Origin of the sequence: Aquibium sp. ELW1220 (genome assembly GCF_030398385.1) — a bacterium.
Classification (GTDB): domain Bacteria; phylum Pseudomonadota; class Alphaproteobacteria; order Rhizobiales; family Rhizobiaceae; genus Aquibium.
The window spans coordinates 90,437-105,435 of record NZ_JAOAOQ010000008.1 but is presented as its reverse complement, the minus strand read 5'-3'; the positions used below and the strand labels follow the sequence as shown (position 1 = coordinate 105,435).

Genomic DNA, 14,999 nt, shown 5'->3' with positions numbered 1-14,999 from the left:
CGCGGATCGGGCGTGATGATGCGATGAGCGATCTCATTGCCGCCCTTCCCATGTACGACTGGCCCGAGGCCCGCGCCGAGGTCGACGCCCTGTGGGCGGCGATGCGCGACCGGCTGCGGGCGGCGGGCATCGAAGCGCCCGACGCGCTCTGCCGCCGCAATGGCGACATGCCGGCCGTGCCGGGCGGCATCCGCGATGCATCCGGCGCCGTCGTCGCGCCCGATCCCGCGACGCTGCCGCCCGACGAATTCGACCTGCCGACGCTGTGGCGGCACCCGGACCTGCTTCTCGCCCAGACCTGCTGGGGACCGATGAACGAGACCGGGCTGCGCGACCTCGTGCGGGTCGTGGCGCAACCGGACTATTCGGATGTTCCGGGCGGCGCGGAGGTATTCTATTCGAGCGCCATCCTGATGCGCGCAGACGATTCGGGCGCGCCGGCCAGCGATGTCGCGCCGCCGCCCGACGGTACCGCACGCCTGCCGCTCGAGGCGATGCGCGGCCGGCGGCTGGCCTTCAACGAGAAGCATTCGATGTCGGGCTGGCTGGCGCTTTTAGCCGACCTGCGCGCGGCGGGCGGGGACGTGGCGATGCTGGGCGGGCTGATGGCGACAGGCGGCCACAGGGCATCGATGCAGGCCGTCGCGCAGGGCAGGGCGGATGTCTGCGCGGTTGACTGCAGGAGCCTCGCTCTGGCGCAACGTTTCGAGCCGGAGACGGCACGGCTGCGGGTCGCCGGATGGACGGCGCGCCGGCTGGGGCTGCCGCTGATCTGCGCACGCTCGCCGGGTCATCCGGTACCGGCGATCGCCGACGCGGTGCGGCAGGCCCTGGCCGCCGGAAGACCGGCCGCGTAGACGCTGGGCCGGGAGACGCCCCTTGCGGACGGTTGCTTCCGCTGCGTCATCGCACGAAATCGTGTGGACGCACTGACGCAGTTGACGCGCGCCGCGGCGTGCTTACCTATTCTTCACATATGACACACACTGTCATGGAACGGGACGGAAGGGGCGGCGTTGCCTCGTCCAAAGGAGATGTCGCCATGGTCGAACAAGGGTACTGGCTCGTCGCACTCGTGGGCTCGTCGATCGCGCTGGTCGCGGTCGTGGCGCATGCCATCGTCCAGCAGAACCGTCCCCGCCCGGTGCCGGTGCGCATCCGCAAGGATCGCGACCGCCGCTGACGGCAGAGACCGGGCAGGCTGTCGCGGCGCTCAGGCGCCGAGCAGCCGTTCGTCGAGTGGATAGGAGGAGAGCTTCTCGTTGCCGGTCGCGGTGATGAGAATCTGCTCCTCGATCTTCACGCCCTCATGGCCGCCGAGCCGGCCGATATAGCTTTCCACGCACAGCACCATGCCGGATTCCAGCACGCCATCCGGCGTGTCGTCGGTCCAGTCGGCCGCATGCGGGAGGGTCGGGTACTCGTCTGCGAGCCCGACGCCGTGGTAGAGCACGCCGTAGCGGGTCGCGAAGCAATCGGCCGGCGGGACGGTCGAGCGTTCCACGAGGTCGCGGAACGAGATGCCGGGCTGCATGAGCGCCGTGTTCTCCGCGATCTGCGCCGCAGCAATCCGGAACAGGGCGCGCTGCTCGTTCGACGGCCGAACGTCGCCGCAGAGCCAGGTGCGCGACAGGTCGGCGCAGAAGCCGTAGGGCCCGATCAGGTCGGTGTCGAAGGCGACGAGGTCGCCGGCCTCGATGATGCGCGACGAGCATTCCTGGAACCACGGATTGGTGCGGGGGCCCGACGACAGCAGCCGCGTCTCGATCCACTCGCCGCCGCGCACGACGTTGCCGCGGTGCAGTTCCGCCCACAGCTCGTTTTCCGATTGACCCGGCCGCAGCGCGGCTTCCATCCCGCCCATCGCCGCCTCGCAGGCGACGATCGCCCGGCGCATGGCGAGGATTTCGTCGGCCGACTTGATGAGGCGGGCATTTTCCATCACCGCCTCGCCATTGTGGATCGAAACGCCGAGCCGGGAGAGCGCAGCCGCACCCTCGGGGTTGAGATGATCGACGGCCAGCCGCGAATTGCCGCCGCCGTGCTCGCGCACCAGATCGGCGATGGCCGCCGCCCAGCGCTCCACCTTCCGGTCAGTCAGGTCGCCCGAATAGAGATACATCCACGATATTGCCGGTCGCACCTCGTCGACCGTGCCCGCATGATCCGACAGGTGCTCGCAGGCAAAATAGTCGAACAGCACCACCGGGCCTTCGGTGGCGACGAAGCAGTGCCGCGTCGGGTTGTGGGCGACCCAGAGCTGCATGTTGGTGGAATCGGTGGCGTAGCGGATGTTGACCGGATCGTAGAGCAGGACGCCGGCCAGGTCGCGCCGCTTCAACTCGGCGCGGATGCGCTCGAGCCGGTAGCGGCGCATCGCCGGCTGGTCGGGCGCGGCGATGCCGGCCGCCGCCCACTCGGCCTCGGCCAGCGCGCCGTAGCCGAGGACGTGGCTGTTCAGCGCGGCGGCCTTCTCGCGCGAGGCCTGCCGCAGCGTCGCCTCGTCACGGACGCCGCCGCCGGGTTCGACCGCCGGATGGAACGGCATGATCTTGCGATGACGGCCGAAGGTCGATCCCGAAAGCGTGCCCGTCATGCTCGTCCCCCGCTGGCTCCTCGCTGTCCCGTTCCCGATGCCCTGTCGCCGCCCGGCCTATTTTGCGGCGGCTTTCTTGTCCGCGCTCTGGCCTTTGCCGCGCCGGCGTCCGCCGCCGGTCTTCTCCTTCACCGGGACGGCGTCCTCCGCCGCCGCCTTCTTCCGCAGGCGGATGCGCACCATCCGGTCTTCGCCCTGCTCGACGTCGAAGGCCTCGGTCTTGCGCACGAGGTCGGACAGCTTGCGGAAGCCGTAGGAGCGCGGGTCGAAGTCGGGGTAGCGGTTGACGAGCTGGGTGCCGACGCCGCCGAGATAGGCCCAGCCGTCGGCGCTTTCCATCTCGGCCAGCACGCGGCGGATCAGCGGCACGGCGTTGCTCGGCGGCTGCAGCGTGCCGGACGGGCGCTCGTCGCTGGTCTCGGTGCTGTCGGCCGCCGCGCCGGGCAGGAGGTTTTCGGTGTAGATGAAGCGGCGGCAGGCCTGGCGGAAGCTTTCCGGCGTCTTCTGTTCGCCGAAGCCGAACACGTCGATGCCCTGCTCGCGGATGCGCGAGGCGAGCCGGGTGAAATCGCTGTCGGACGAGACCAGACAGAAGCCGTCGAAGCGGCCGGTGTGAAGGAGGTCCATCGCGTCGATGACCAGCGTGATGTCGGATGCGTTCTTGCCGGTCGTGTAGGCGAACTGCTGGTGCGGCACGATGGCGTGCTTGGCCAGCACGTCGATCCAGGCCTTGGAGCGGCTGCTGGAAAAATCGCCGTAGATGCGCCGGACGCTCGCCTCGCCGATCTTGGCGATCTCCTCGAAGAGACCGCCTGCAATCTTGGCGGAGGCGTTGTCGGCGTCGATGAGGACGGCGAGGCGGGGGGAGCGGTCGGGGGAAGCCATGGCGTTTCCGTTCTTCCTGTCGCGGCAGCCGCCCGATGCGGGCGTTGCGCGGCTCGTTGGCCCGGTGAGCCGGGCGGGAAAGGCCGCCCGCCCTGCCGGTACCGTACGCGCGGCCAATGGGGGCGGGACGAGCCCGCCCCTACATCGCAGATGACCTCCGCCGCTGCAATCGCCATTGCTTGCCCGCGCGTCGCCGCGCCGTATCGCAAGCGCGGGAGACCGAAGCCTCCCGCCGGCTCGCCTACCCCCGCATCTTCTCACCGGTCGGGTCGAACAGCGGCTCGACATTGATGCGCGCGGCGCAGCGGCGGCCGAGGATCTCGATCTCGAACAGGCCCTCGCTCTCGTTCGTCGAGAGTGCTGCCGGCACGTAGCCCTGCGCCATCGATTTCTGCACGTAATGGGCATAGCCGCCCGACGTCACCCAGCCGACCACCCGCCATTCGCCGTCGGCGATGCCGCGGATCGAGGCCGCGCCGTAGTCGGCCTCGGAGCCCGTGGCAACCTGCCCGTCCTTGCCGTAGCGCCTGGGGCCGTGGCCGTCGGAGCCGGTGACGGTGCCGTGGTCGGTGTCGCCGATCTTCGCCCAGATCGGCTCGTCGCCCATCACGTCGGCGTCGACAGCGTCGACCACCAGCGAGACGCGGCGCAGCTTCGGGCCGTCGGCCTTCTCCCTCGCGGCGGCTTCGCGGCCGATGAAGTCGTTCTTCTCCAGCTTGACGAAGCGCTCCATGCCGCCCTCGAAGGGGCCGTAGATGGGACGCAGTTCGCGGTACCAGGTCGGGAAGTTCTTCTCGAGACGCATCGACAGAAGCGCCCGCATGCCGAAATCCACGATGCCGAACTCGGCTCCCGCTTCCTTGATGGCCGCGTAGACGAGCCGCTCATAGGCGGGCGCCATCCAGATCTCGTAGCCGAGGTCGCCGGTGTAGGTGATGCGGTTGACCATGCAGGGCGCGCCGCCGACCGCCATCTCGCGGAAATCCATGAAGCGGAAGGCCGCGCTCGACACGTCGACGTCGACGAGCTTGGCGAGCAGCGCCTGGCTCTTCGGTCCGGCGATCGACAGGCCGACCAGCGTCTGGTCGAAGCGGTGGATGCGGATGGACCCGTCGGTCGGCAAATGCTGCTCGAACCAGCGCATGTGATACTTCTGCGCTGCCGACGAGCCCCAGATCATGAAGCGCTCGGAACCTGCATTGGCGATCGTGAAGTCGCCGATCAGCTTGCCGTTCTCGTTGAGCATCGGCGTGAGCACGATGCGGCCCGTCTTCGGCATGCGGTTGGTCATCAGCCGGTTGAGGAAGGCCTCGGTGCCCGCGCCCGACACCTCGTACTTGGCGAAATTGGCGATCTCGGTGACGCCGACGCGCTCGCGTGTTGCGCGAACTTCCGCGCCGACGTGCTCGAAATCATTGGAGCGGTGGAAGGAGACGATGTCCTTCGGCTCGGTGCCCGCGGGCGCGAACCACAGCGGCGTCTCCAGGCCCCACGAATCGCCCATGACGGCGTTCTGCGCCAGCATGGTGTCGTAGAGCGGCGTGGTCTGCGCCGGGCGCGCGGCCGGCAGCTCCTCGTTGGGGAAGCGGATCGAGAAGCGGCGCGAATAGTTCTCGCGCACCTTGGCATTGGTGTAGCGCAGGCCGGCCCATTCGCCGAAGCGGGCGACGTCCATGCCCCAGACGTCGAAGCCGGGATCGCCGTTGACCATCCAGTTCGACAGCGCGAGACCGACGCCGCCGCCCTGGGAAAAGCCCGCCATGACGGCGCAGGCCGACCAGAAATTGGTCAGGCCCTGGACGGGGCCGACGAGCGGGTTGCCGTCGGGGGCGAAGGTGAAGGGGCCGTTGATGATCTGCTTGATGCCGGCCTTCTCGATCGCCGGGAAGTGGCGGAAGCCGACCTCGAGCGAGGGCGCAATGCGGTCGATGTCGGGCTGCAGCAGTTCATGGCCGAAATCCCACGGCGTGTTGACCGGCGACCATGGCTTGCAGGCCTTCTCGTAGGTTCCGAGCAGCATACCCTGCCGCTCCTGGCGGGTGTAGATCTCGCCCTTGAAGTCGATGACGTGGCAGAGTTCGCGGCCGGACGACTGGTTGTACTCCATGACCTCGGGCATGTCCTCGGTGAGGAGATACATGTGTTCCATGGCCAGCACCGGCAGCTCGACGCCGACCATGCGGCCGATCTCGCGCGCCCACAACCCGCCCGCATTGACGACGTGTTCGCACTTCACCGTGCCGTTGACGGTGATCACGTTCCAGGTGCCGTCGGGATCCTGCGTCAGCTCCTTGACCGGGTTGCGCAGGACGATCTCGGCCCCCAGCATCTTAGCCGCCTTGGCATAGGCGTGGGTGGTGCCCGACGGGTCGAGATGGCCCTCGATCGGGTCCCACAGGGCGCCGACGAAATTGCTCTCGTCCATGATCGGGAACATCGCCTTGGCCTCCGACGGCGTGACGAGTTCGGTGTCCATGCCGAGATAGCGGCACTTGGCATGGACGAGGCGCAGGAAGTCCATGCGTTCGGGCGTGTCGGCCATCTGGAAGCCGCCGACCAGATGCAGCCCGCAGGCCTGTCCGGTCAGCTTCTCCAACTCCTCGTAGAGCGAGATCGTGTAGGCCTGCAGCTTGGCGACGTTGGGATCGCCGTTCAGCGTGTGGAAGCCGCCCGCCGCATGCCAGGTCGAGCCGGAGGTCAGCTCCGAGCGCTCGATCAGCATGATGTCGGTCCAGCCGGCCTTGGCCAGGTGATAGAGCACCGAACAGCCGACGACGCCGCCACCGATGACAACTGCCTTGACGTGGGATTTCATGTGGTGAGTTCCGTGCGTTTGGACGTGGGTTCAGACGAGGCGAACACGAAGCGCAGATCTTCCGCGACGACGTTTTCGGAAAGGCGGCCGTCGAGCGCGGCCCGGATGGTTTCGAAGACGGAGGTGCGGTGGCGGACGATGTCTTCGTTCCAGAACCTGATCGTCGACCATCCCTCGCGGCGGAGATAGTCGTCGCGGCGCTGATCGTGCCCGCTATTGGCATGCTGGCTGCCGTCGACCTCGACGATCAGCCTTGCTTTGCGACAGGCGAAGTCGGCGATGTAGGGTCCGATCGGCAGTTGGCGGACGAAGTGAAACCCTCCGAGACGCCTTGCCTTGAGTTCGATCCAGAGCAGCGCCTCTTCCCGGGTGCCGTCCTGCCGCATGGTGCGGGCGCGGTCGGTGGAGCCGGGCTTGCGCCGGGAGCGCGAGGCCGTTTCCCCCTCTCCGTCGCCGCTTCGCGGCGCCACCTCTCCCCCCGTTCCGGGTGGAGAGGACGGGGCTCCGGCCTGGCGGCCGTCCTCCACCCCACGCAGTGGGGGGAGGTGGCGTCGCGAAGCGACGACGGAGGGGGGGGATTTCTGCTCCAAGAGCCGTCCTCTCAGAAATCCGTCGGCGCGCCGCCCTCGGCGATGCGCTTGTCGACGAAGGCGTTGAGTTCTTCCTCGATGGCGGGGTCCATGGGCGGGCGTTCGTAGGTGGCCAGGCGCTCCTTCCAGATGCGGTTGGCCTTTTCGTAGGCGGTGGGCGATCCGGCCTCGGCCCAGGTCTCGAAGTTGCGCCAGTCGGAGAGGATCGGCGCATAGAAGGCGGTCTTGTACCGGTCCTGGGTGTGCTGGGTGCCGAAGAAGTGGCCGCCGGGACCGACGTCGCGGATCGCCTCGATGGCGAGTGCGTCTTCCGACAGGTCGAGCGGCGTCAGCATCTCGCTCACCATCTGCAGGAGGTCGATGTCGAGGATGGTCTTCTCGAAGGAGGCGCGCAGCCCGCCTTCGAGCCAGCCCGCCGCGTGCAGCACGAAATTGCCGCCGCCCTGGACCGCGCCCCAGAGCGAGAACACGCTTTCATAGGCAGCCTGGGCATCGACGGCATTGGCCGCGCAGGTGTTGGAGGTGCGGTAGGGGATGCGGTACTTCCGCGCGAGCTGCCCGCCCAGCATCTGCGCCTTCATGTATTCGGGCGTGCCGAAGGCCGGCGCGCCCGACTTCATGTCGACGTTGGAGGTGAAGCCGCCATAGCCGACCGGCGCGCCCTTGCGCACCATCTGGGTGAAGGCGATGCCGGCCAGCGCCTCGGCGTTCTGCTGCACGACGGCGCCGGCGACCGTGACCGGCGCCATGGCGCCGGCGAGCGTGAACGGCGTGACGATGACGACCTGGCCGTGCGACGACATCTGGATGATGCCCTCCATCATCGGCACGTCGAGCTTCAGCGGCGAGTTGGTGTTGATGATGGTGTAGCAGACCGGCGTCTCGAGCAGCTGGTCGTGGGTCAGGCCGTTGGCGATGCGGCCGATCTCGATGCCGTCGAGATTGCGCTCGCGGCCGAGCGAATAGATGTGGAAGGCCTTGTCGGTCAGCGAGACGAGGTCGCGGATGCATTCGAGGTGGCGGATCGACGGGTGGATGTCGATGGGTTCGACCGGATAGCCGCCGGTGGCCGAGATGACGTTGTGCATCTGGGCGAGCTTCACGAGGTTGCGGAAGTCGGTGCGATTGCCGGGCCGGCGGCCATTGTCGAGGTCGGAGCAGTTGGGGGCCGACGCCACCTGCGCGAAGACGAGGTTGTCGCCGCCGAAGTCGATCGAATGATCGCGGTTGCGGGCGTGGATCCGGTATTCCGACGGCGCGTGCGACACCCAGTCGAGGATCAGGGCCGGGTCGAAGCGCACGCGCTCGGAGCCGTCGCGCACGTCGGCACCGGCGTCCTTCATGATGCGGCGCGCGCCCTCGTGCAACACGTCGAGGCCGATCTCCGACAGGACCCGCAGCGAGGCGAGGTGGATCGACTCGAGCTGGTCCTCCGAGACGATGTTGGTCGGCGGGAAGGGACGTTTCAGGCGCCGGAAGGGCGGCTGCTCGAAGGTCGCCGATCCGCCGGCGCGCTTGCCCGCCCGACCGCCGCCGCGTCGCGCGCGATCCGCACCGGGCGCGGGCTCCAGAGCCGGAATGTCGTCGGTCATGCGCGTCCCCGCGGGAAGGTCGGTTTCATTGCGGGCCATATTGGCGGCGCAGGGTGCCGACGATAGCGGAGGCGGCGACCAGAAGGGCAAGGGATGCGACATGCCCTCGTCGCAGCCTTTGCACGCCGCAGGCGGGATGGCTGGCCGACCGTCGCCCGGACGCTGGCTCTCGACGGAGACCGTCGGCACGGGTTAGGGCCGCGCCATGGTCACCACCGCGCCATCTCGTTCCGCGCCGCTGCCGGTCGCTGCCCTTGCCGGCGTCACCGCCACGGTGACGGTGTTTGCGCTGGCGCAGGGCCTGTCCTATCCGCTGTTCACCTTCCTGATGCAGGAGCAGGGGATGCCGCCGGCCCTGATCGGCCTCTCGGCGGCGATGACTCCGCTCGGCATCATCGCCTCGGCGCCCTTCGTGCCCCGGCTGACGCGGCTGGTCGGCGGGCCCCGGCTGGCGATCGCCTGCGCCATGACAGCCTCGGTGCTTCTGTTCCTCGTCGGCTGGCTGCAGAACGGCTGGGCCTGGTTCCTGCTGCGCTTCCTGATCGGCGTGGCGATCGACCCGCTCTACGTCCTGTCGGAAGTCTGGATGATCTCGCTCGCGCCCGCCGCCAAGCGCGGCCGGATCATGGGGCTCTACACCGCCATCGTCGGGGCGGGCTTCGCCGGCGGGCCGCTGACGCTCTATCTGGTCGGCACGGCCGGCTGGGCGCCGTTCGGCATCGGCATCGCGGCGTTCCTCGCCTGCGTCGTCATCCTGCTCGTCATCGGACCGCGCCTGCCCACCATGCTGGACGACCATGCGGCCGTGCCGCTGAAGGACTTCCTGCATCTCGCGCCCGCACTGCTGATGGCCACCGCCGTGGCGGCGGCCTTCGAACAGTCGGTTCTCTCGCTGCTGCCGGTCTATGGCGCGGCCTACGGCATCGCCGCCGTCACCATGTCGGCGCTGCTGACCGTGATGATTTCCGGCAACATCGTGCTGCAGCTGCCGCTCGGCCTGCTCGCCGAACGGATCAGCCCGCGCCTGCTCCTGATCGCCTGCGCGGCAATCAGCGCGGCGGGCGCGGCCATGATGCCGCTGCTGATCCAGACGATCGCGATCTGGCCGCTGCTCTTCGTCGTCGGCGCCACCGGCTACGGCATCTACACCATGGCGCTGATCGAGCTCGGCAACCGCTTCACCGGCTCCGCACTCGTGGCCGGCAACGCGGCCTTCGCCGTGATGTGGGGCGTCGGCGGCATCGCCGGACCGCCGGGCGCAGGCTTCGCCATCCAGGCCTTCGGCCCGCAGGGACTGCCCGTCGTGATGGTGGCCATGTGCGTGGCGCTGGTGGCATTCGCGCTGTACCGCGAGAAGGTGAGGCGGCGCGGCGGCGGCTGAGCGGGACCGTCGACTCGACATCGCCGTGCGCAACGCCGCTTGAACCGCGAGCCCGGCCTCGTCTACACTGCGCGCATGCCTCTTTCGGCCCGCACCAGCAGGAAGCAGCCGATCGCCGTGACACCGTCGCGGCGGACCCTGCATGCCGAGTTGCTGCGGCTGTGCGCCCGCATCGGCTATTCGCCGCCGGTCTCCCGCTGAATCCGCCTCCGGCGCTGCCGGACTGTTTTCATCGGAGACCGAGATCATGACCTACCAGAACTACTCGCTGGCGCAGCTCCAGCAGATCGACGCCGCGCATCACCTGCATCCCTTTACCGACCACAAGGACCTGCGCGACGCCGGTTCGCGCGTCATCACCCATGCCAAGGGGCCGTTCATCTACGACGCCTCGGGCAACGAGATCCTCGACGGCATGGCCGGGCTGTGGTGCGTGGCGATCGGCTACGGCCGCGACGAGCTGGCCGAGGCGGCCTACGCGCAGATGAAGGAGCTGCCCTACTACAACTCCTTCTTCCGCTGCTCGACGCCGACGCCGATCCTCTTGTCGCAGAAGCTGGCCGAGATCGCGCCGTCGAACATGAACCAGGTGTTCTACGGCTCCTCCGGCTCGGAGGCCAACGACACCGCGCTGCGTCTGGTGCGCTGGTACTGGATGCTGGAAGGCAAGCCGCAGAAGAACCGCGTCATCTCGCGCCACATGGCCTATCACGGCTCGACCATCACCGGCGCATCGCTCGGCGGCATGCAGGGCATGCACGACCAGCTGGGCGGCGGGGTGCCCAACATCGCCCATGTGATGATGCCCTATGCCTACGAGCTGGCGCATCCCGGCGAGAGCGACCACGATTTCGGCCTGCGCGCGGCCAAGGCCGTCGAGGACGAGATCCTGCGCGCAGGACCTGAAAACGTCGCGGCCTTCATCGGCGAGCCGGTGCAGGGCGCGGGCGGGGTCAAGATTCCGCCGGCGAGCTATTGGCCGGAGATCCAGCGCATCTGCCGCAAGTACGACGTGCTCCTGATGCTCGACGAGGTCATCACCGGCTATGGCCGCACCGGCGACTGGTTCGCGGCGCAGTCGATGGGCATCGAGGCCGACACGATCACGACGGCCAAGGCGCTCACCTCCGGCTACCAGCCGCTGTCGGCGCTGTTCGTCTCCGATCGGCTGGCGGCGACGATCGTGGGCAAGGGCGGCGAGTTCTACCACGGCTACACCTATTCGGGGCACCCGGTGGCCTGCGCGGTGGCGCTGAAGAACCTGGAGATCATCGAGCGCGAGGGCATGATCGAGCGCGTCCGCGACGAGACCGGCCCCTATCTCGCGAAATCGCTGAAGGAGCGCATCGAGGGCCACGACCTCGTCGGCGAGGTGCGTACGTTCGGCTTCCTCGGCGCGATCGAGATCGTCAAGGACAAGGCGACCCGCCGGCGCTTCCAGCCGGCCGGATCGGCCGCCGTGCTGGTGCGGGACCATGCCATCGCCAACGGCATGATGCTGCGCGCCACCGGTGACACCATGATCCTGTCGCCGCCGCTGATCTGGACGAAGGACACGATCGACATGGCCTGCGACCGCATCGTCAAGGCGCTGGATGCGGCGAAGGAGGATCTTCGCAACGCGGCCTAGCGGCCAGCCTCGCCGAACGGCTCCCGAACCGGACGGGACGGGAGCCACCTTGCCGAAACCGCCACCGGAGGTGACCGATGACCAATCCCCCCATCGTTCCGCTGATCGAATACGAAGATGCTTCTCCGGAGGTGCGCGCCGTCTACGACGACATCATGGCGACGCGGAAATCCGACTGGATCAACAATTTCTGGAAGGTGCTGGCGCACGATCCCGCGCAGCTCAAGCGGATGTGGGAGAGCCTGAAGGAGATCATGGGTGCGGGCGCGCTCGACCCGCTGACCAAGGAACTGATCTACATCGCGGTGTCGGCGACCAATGGCTGCGAGTACTGCACCTATTCGCACACCGCCGCGGCGCGCGCCAAGGGCATGACGGACGCCATGCTGATGGAGGTGCTGGCGGTCGCCGGCAAGGCCAACGAAACCAATCGTCTCGCCAACGCGTTGAGACCTCCGGTGGACGATGCGTTCAAGCCACGGGGCTGAGCGGACGGATGAGCCACTGAACCCGACCCGCGTCGCGGCTGAGAGCACGGCGTCGGGCGGACACCCAGGAAAGTGCAGGACCCAAGCATGACCAGACGCAACACAAGGCGCTCGGGAGCGATCCTCGCCGCTGATCTGATGCTCGTGCCGATGGTGGCGACGATGCGGCTACCGCTGATGATGACCGAATCACGGGGCTCCGGACTTGTCGGCGCCGAGACGCTCGAGGCCGTGACCGAAAAGGCGGCGGCCTTTGCCGAGGGCATCATGGCCGCCAACGTCTCGCTCGCAGGCTCGATCATGAGCTTCTGGCCGGAGCTGCTGGCCGGCAGGACGCCTGCGCTGCTGTCGGGTGCGGCGCTGGAGCATTCGCTCCATGCGGCGCTGAAGCCATCGGGCAAGCGCGTGCGCGCCAACTTCAAGCGGCTGTCGCGGCCTGCGGGCTGAGGCGGCACGTCGAACGGCGAAAACCGCATTCTCCCGGCGGGAAGAATGCGGCTTTGCCACGATACGCATGGCACTTCGTCTTACGCTCACGCTTGCGAGGAGCGGCTCCGGTACGCGAGACCTGATCCGGAGCAGGGGCGGCTTTCGCGTCGGCCGCCTTGCAATCCCTTGTAAGGGCACATCCTTACCGCGTGGTTAGCAGGGGGTTAAGCAAGGATGAATCGGCCATTTTTTCTGGTGCCTGAGCAAGAAATGCGTGGCGGCCGTCAGACGCTCCGGCCGCGCAGGAATTCGACGATTCCGGAGAAGTCGGCGTCGGCTCCGCCCTGTGCGTTGAACAGCGCGTAGAGCTGGGCCGCCTCCGCACCCATCGGCGTGACGGCGCCCGACGCCGCGGCCGCCTCCTGCGCGAGCCGCAGGTCCTTGAGCATGAGCGCAGCGGCAAAGCCCGGCTTGTAATCGCGATTGGCGGGGGAGGCGGGGACCGGACCCGGCACCGGGCAGTAGGTGGTCAGCGACCAGCACTGGCCTGACGAGGTGGACGCCACGTCGAACAGTGCCTGGTGCGACAGGCCGAGCTTCTCGGCGAGCACGAAGGCCTCGCAGACGCCGATCATCGAGATGCCGAGGATCATGTTGTTGCATATCTTGGCAGCCTGTCCCGCGCCGTCGCCGCCGCAATGGACGATCCGGCCGGCCATCGGCTCGAGGATGGGCTCGGCCCTGGCGAAGGCGTCGTCGGCGCCGCCGGCCATGAAGGTCAGCGTGCCCGCCGCCGCACCGCCGGTTCCGCCCGAGACCGGCGCATCGACCGAGAGCAGGCCATGCTCGGCAGCGATCGCGTGCGCCTTGCGGGCCGACTCGACGTCGATGGTGGAGGAATCGATGAACAGCGTCCCCTTCGCCGCCTTCGGAGCGATGTCGGACCAGACCGCCACGACATGCTTCCCGGCGGGCAGCATGGTGATGACGACCTCCGCCCCATCCACGGCCGCAGCCGCGTCGGCCACGACTGCCACGCCATTGCCCTTCGCCGCCTCCAGATTGGCCGCCACGAGATCGAACCCGCGCACGGCATGCCCGGCCTTGACGAGGTTGGCGGCCATGGGATTGCCCATGTTGCCGAGGCCGATGAAGGCGATGGTGGTCATGTGGGGGTCCTCCGGGGGCTGGGGGTGAGGGTTGTGAGTGGCGAATGGCGAATAGTGAGTAGCGAATAGTGAGTAGGGAGTAGTCGATATATGTCGTGGATGTCGAAATGCTGGGCGATTGCGCTGGATCTTGTTTTAAGCAAGGCGGATCACGAGCGAGCGCAGGACGGAGAGCTGTTCACTACTCACTATTCGCTACTCACTATTGGCCATTCGCCCACCCTCACCGCCCGATCAAATGCCGCGCCACGATCACCCGCATGATTTCGTTGGTGCCTTCGAGGATCTGGTGGACGCGCAGGTCGCGGACCAGTTTCTCGATGCCGTAGTCGTGCAGGTAGCCGTAGCCGCCGAGCGTCTGCAGCGCGTCGTTGGCGACGGCAAAGCCGGCGTCGGTGACGAAGCGCTTGGCCATGGCGGACCACTTGCCGGCGTCGGGCGCCTTGTGGTCGAGCTTGGCGGCCGCCGTGTAGAGCAGCATGCGCGAGGCCTGCAGGCTCGTCTCCATGTCGGCGAACTTGAACTGCATGGCCTGGAACTGGTCGATCGTCTTGCCGAAGGCCTTGCGCTGGGCGGCGTAGTCGAGCGCCTTGTCCATGGCCGACTGGGCGCCGCCGAGCGAGCAGGCGGCGATGTTGAGGCGTCCGCCGTCGAGCCCCGCCATGGCGATGCGGAAGCCGGTGCCTTCGCCCGAGAGGAGATTCTCGGCCGGCACCTTGCAGTCCTCGAAGATGACCTGGCGGGTCGACTGCATGTGCCAGCCCATCTTGTTCTCGACCGCGCCGAAGGAGAGGCCCGGCGCATCCTTGGGGATGACGAGCGTGGAGATGCCCTTCGGTCCGTCCTCGCCGGTGCGCACCATGGTGACGTAGAAATCGGTGTCGCCGGCCCCCGAGATGAACTGCTTGGCGCCGTTGAGCACGTAGTCTGAGCCATTGCCGCCGCTGCGGGCGGCGCGGGTGCGCAGCGCCGCGGCATCCGACCCCGAGCCAGGTTCGGTCAGGCAGTAGCTCGCCAGCGTCTCCATCGAGGTCAGCGACGGCAGGAAGCGCTGCCGCTGCTCGTCGCTGCCGAAGACGTCGATCATCCAGGCGGCCATGTTGTGGATGGAGATGAAGGAAGAGAAGGCCGGGCAGGCCTGCGCCAGTGCCTCGAAGATCAGGACGGCGTCGAGCCGGCCGAGCCCCGACCCGCCGACGTCGTCGCGCACATAGATGCCGCCGAAGCCGAGGGGACCGGTCTGCCGGATCACGTCGTCGGGAAAGTGCCGGTTGCGGTCCCAGTCCAGCGCATGCGGCGCGACGCGGTCGGCGGCGAAGGCGCGGGCCATGTCCTGAATGGCGCGCTGGTCCTCGTTGAGCTCGAACTGCGAAAGTGTCGTGTCGACGACGGCGTCCATGGCGTCCTCCCTGGCGTCGATTGTC

Annotated in this window: 14 protein-coding genes; 7 read left to right on the top strand and 7 right to left on the bottom strand. The window is 68.0% G+C overall.

What is annotated here, in order from left to right:
* Window positions 1–23: 23 nt before the first annotated feature.
* The gene (locus N1F91_RS10185; RefSeq protein ID WP_289991864.1) at window positions 24–857 is read left to right on the top strand and encodes a PhnD/SsuA/transferrin family substrate-binding protein; all 834 of its coding nucleotides are present in this window, start codon (window positions 24–26) and stop codon (window positions 855–857) included.
* A gap of 185 nt (window positions 858–1,042) precedes the next feature.
* On the top strand, window positions 1,043–1,183 hold the full coding sequence (locus tag N1F91_RS10180; protein ID WP_289991863.1) for a hypothetical protein: 141 nt from the start codon (window positions 1,043–1,045) through the stop codon (window positions 1,181–1,183).
* Window positions 1,184–1,213: 30 nt separating this feature from the next.
* Here the strand turns inward: N1F91_RS10180 and N1F91_RS10175 are convergent, their stop codons facing one another.
* The 5 genes from N1F91_RS10175 to N1F91_RS10155 all read right to left on the bottom strand — a co-directional run bounded on the left by N1F91_RS10175 (window position 1,214) and on the right by N1F91_RS10155 (window position 8,478).
* Window positions 1,214–2,596, bottom strand: a complete 1,383-nt coding sequence (locus N1F91_RS10175) for a Xaa-Pro peptidase family protein (protein WP_289991860.1) — start codon at window positions 2,594–2,596, stop codon at window positions 1,214–1,216.
* A 57-nt stretch (window positions 2,597–2,653) separates the two neighbouring features.
* The gene (locus tag N1F91_RS10170) at window positions 2,654–3,481 is read right to left on the bottom strand and encodes an NYN domain-containing protein (RefSeq protein ID WP_289991859.1); all 828 of its coding nucleotides are present in this window, start codon (window positions 3,479–3,481) and stop codon (window positions 2,654–2,656) included.
* A gap of 241 nt (window positions 3,482–3,722) precedes the next feature.
* On the bottom strand, window positions 3,723–6,296 hold the full coding sequence (locus tag N1F91_RS10165) for an FAD-dependent oxidoreductase (protein WP_289991858.1): 2,574 nt from the start codon (window positions 6,294–6,296) through the stop codon (window positions 3,723–3,725).
* Window positions 6,293–6,766: a DUF559 domain-containing protein gene (locus N1F91_RS10160; protein ID WP_289991856.1), complete on the bottom strand. Its 474-nt coding sequence runs from the start codon at window positions 6,764–6,766 to the stop codon at window positions 6,293–6,295. Before N1F91_RS10160 ends, N1F91_RS10165 begins: the two co-directional genes overlap by 4 nt.
* Before the next feature lie 131 nt (window positions 6,767–6,897).
* On the bottom strand, window positions 6,898–8,478 hold the full coding sequence (locus N1F91_RS10155; protein ID WP_289991854.1) for a trimethylamine methyltransferase family protein: 1,581 nt from the start codon (window positions 8,476–8,478) through the stop codon (window positions 6,898–6,900).
* Between the two features lie 205 nt (window positions 8,479–8,683).
* Here N1F91_RS10155 and N1F91_RS10150 point away from each other — a divergent pair, with 205 nt between their 5' ends.
* From N1F91_RS10150 to N1F91_RS10130, 5 genes are all read left to right on the top strand, one after another.
* Window positions 8,684–9,859 (top strand): MFS transporter, encoded by a 1,176-nt coding sequence (locus N1F91_RS10150; RefSeq protein WP_289991853.1) that lies wholly within the window; start codon window positions 8,684–8,686, stop codon window positions 9,857–9,859.
* A 39-nt stretch (window positions 9,860–9,898) separates the two neighbouring features.
* On the top strand, window positions 9,899–10,060 hold the full coding sequence (locus N1F91_RS10145; protein WP_289991852.1) for a capsid protein: 162 nt from the start codon (window positions 9,899–9,901) through the stop codon (window positions 10,058–10,060).
* Between the two features lie 46 nt (window positions 10,061–10,106).
* Window positions 10,107–11,489, top strand: a complete 1,383-nt coding sequence (locus N1F91_RS10140) for an aspartate aminotransferase family protein (RefSeq protein WP_289991851.1) — start codon at window positions 10,107–10,109, stop codon at window positions 11,487–11,489.
* Between the two features lie 77 nt (window positions 11,490–11,566).
* The gene (locus tag N1F91_RS10135; RefSeq protein WP_289991849.1) at window positions 11,567–11,977 is read left to right on the top strand and encodes a carboxymuconolactone decarboxylase family protein; all 411 of its coding nucleotides are present in this window, start codon (window positions 11,567–11,569) and stop codon (window positions 11,975–11,977) included.
* Between the two features lie 87 nt (window positions 11,978–12,064).
* The gene (locus N1F91_RS10130; RefSeq protein ID WP_289991848.1) at window positions 12,065–12,424 is read left to right on the top strand and encodes a hypothetical protein; all 360 of its coding nucleotides are present in this window, start codon (window positions 12,065–12,067) and stop codon (window positions 12,422–12,424) included.
* Window positions 12,425–12,690: 266 nt separating this feature from the next.
* On the opposite strand, the gene mmsB is transcribed toward N1F91_RS10130, so the two are convergent.
* Together mmsB and N1F91_RS10120 are read right to left on the bottom strand one after the other, a co-directional pair.
* On the bottom strand, window positions 12,691–13,575 hold the full coding sequence (gene mmsB, locus N1F91_RS10125; RefSeq protein WP_289991847.1) for a 3-hydroxyisobutyrate dehydrogenase: 885 nt from the start codon (window positions 13,573–13,575) through the stop codon (window positions 12,691–12,693).
* Window positions 13,576–13,798: 223 nt separating this feature from the next.
* The gene (locus N1F91_RS10120) at window positions 13,799–14,974 is read right to left on the bottom strand and encodes an acyl-CoA dehydrogenase family protein (protein WP_289991846.1); all 1,176 of its coding nucleotides are present in this window, start codon (window positions 14,972–14,974) and stop codon (window positions 13,799–13,801) included.
* Window positions 14,975–14,999 lie beyond the last annotated feature (25 nt).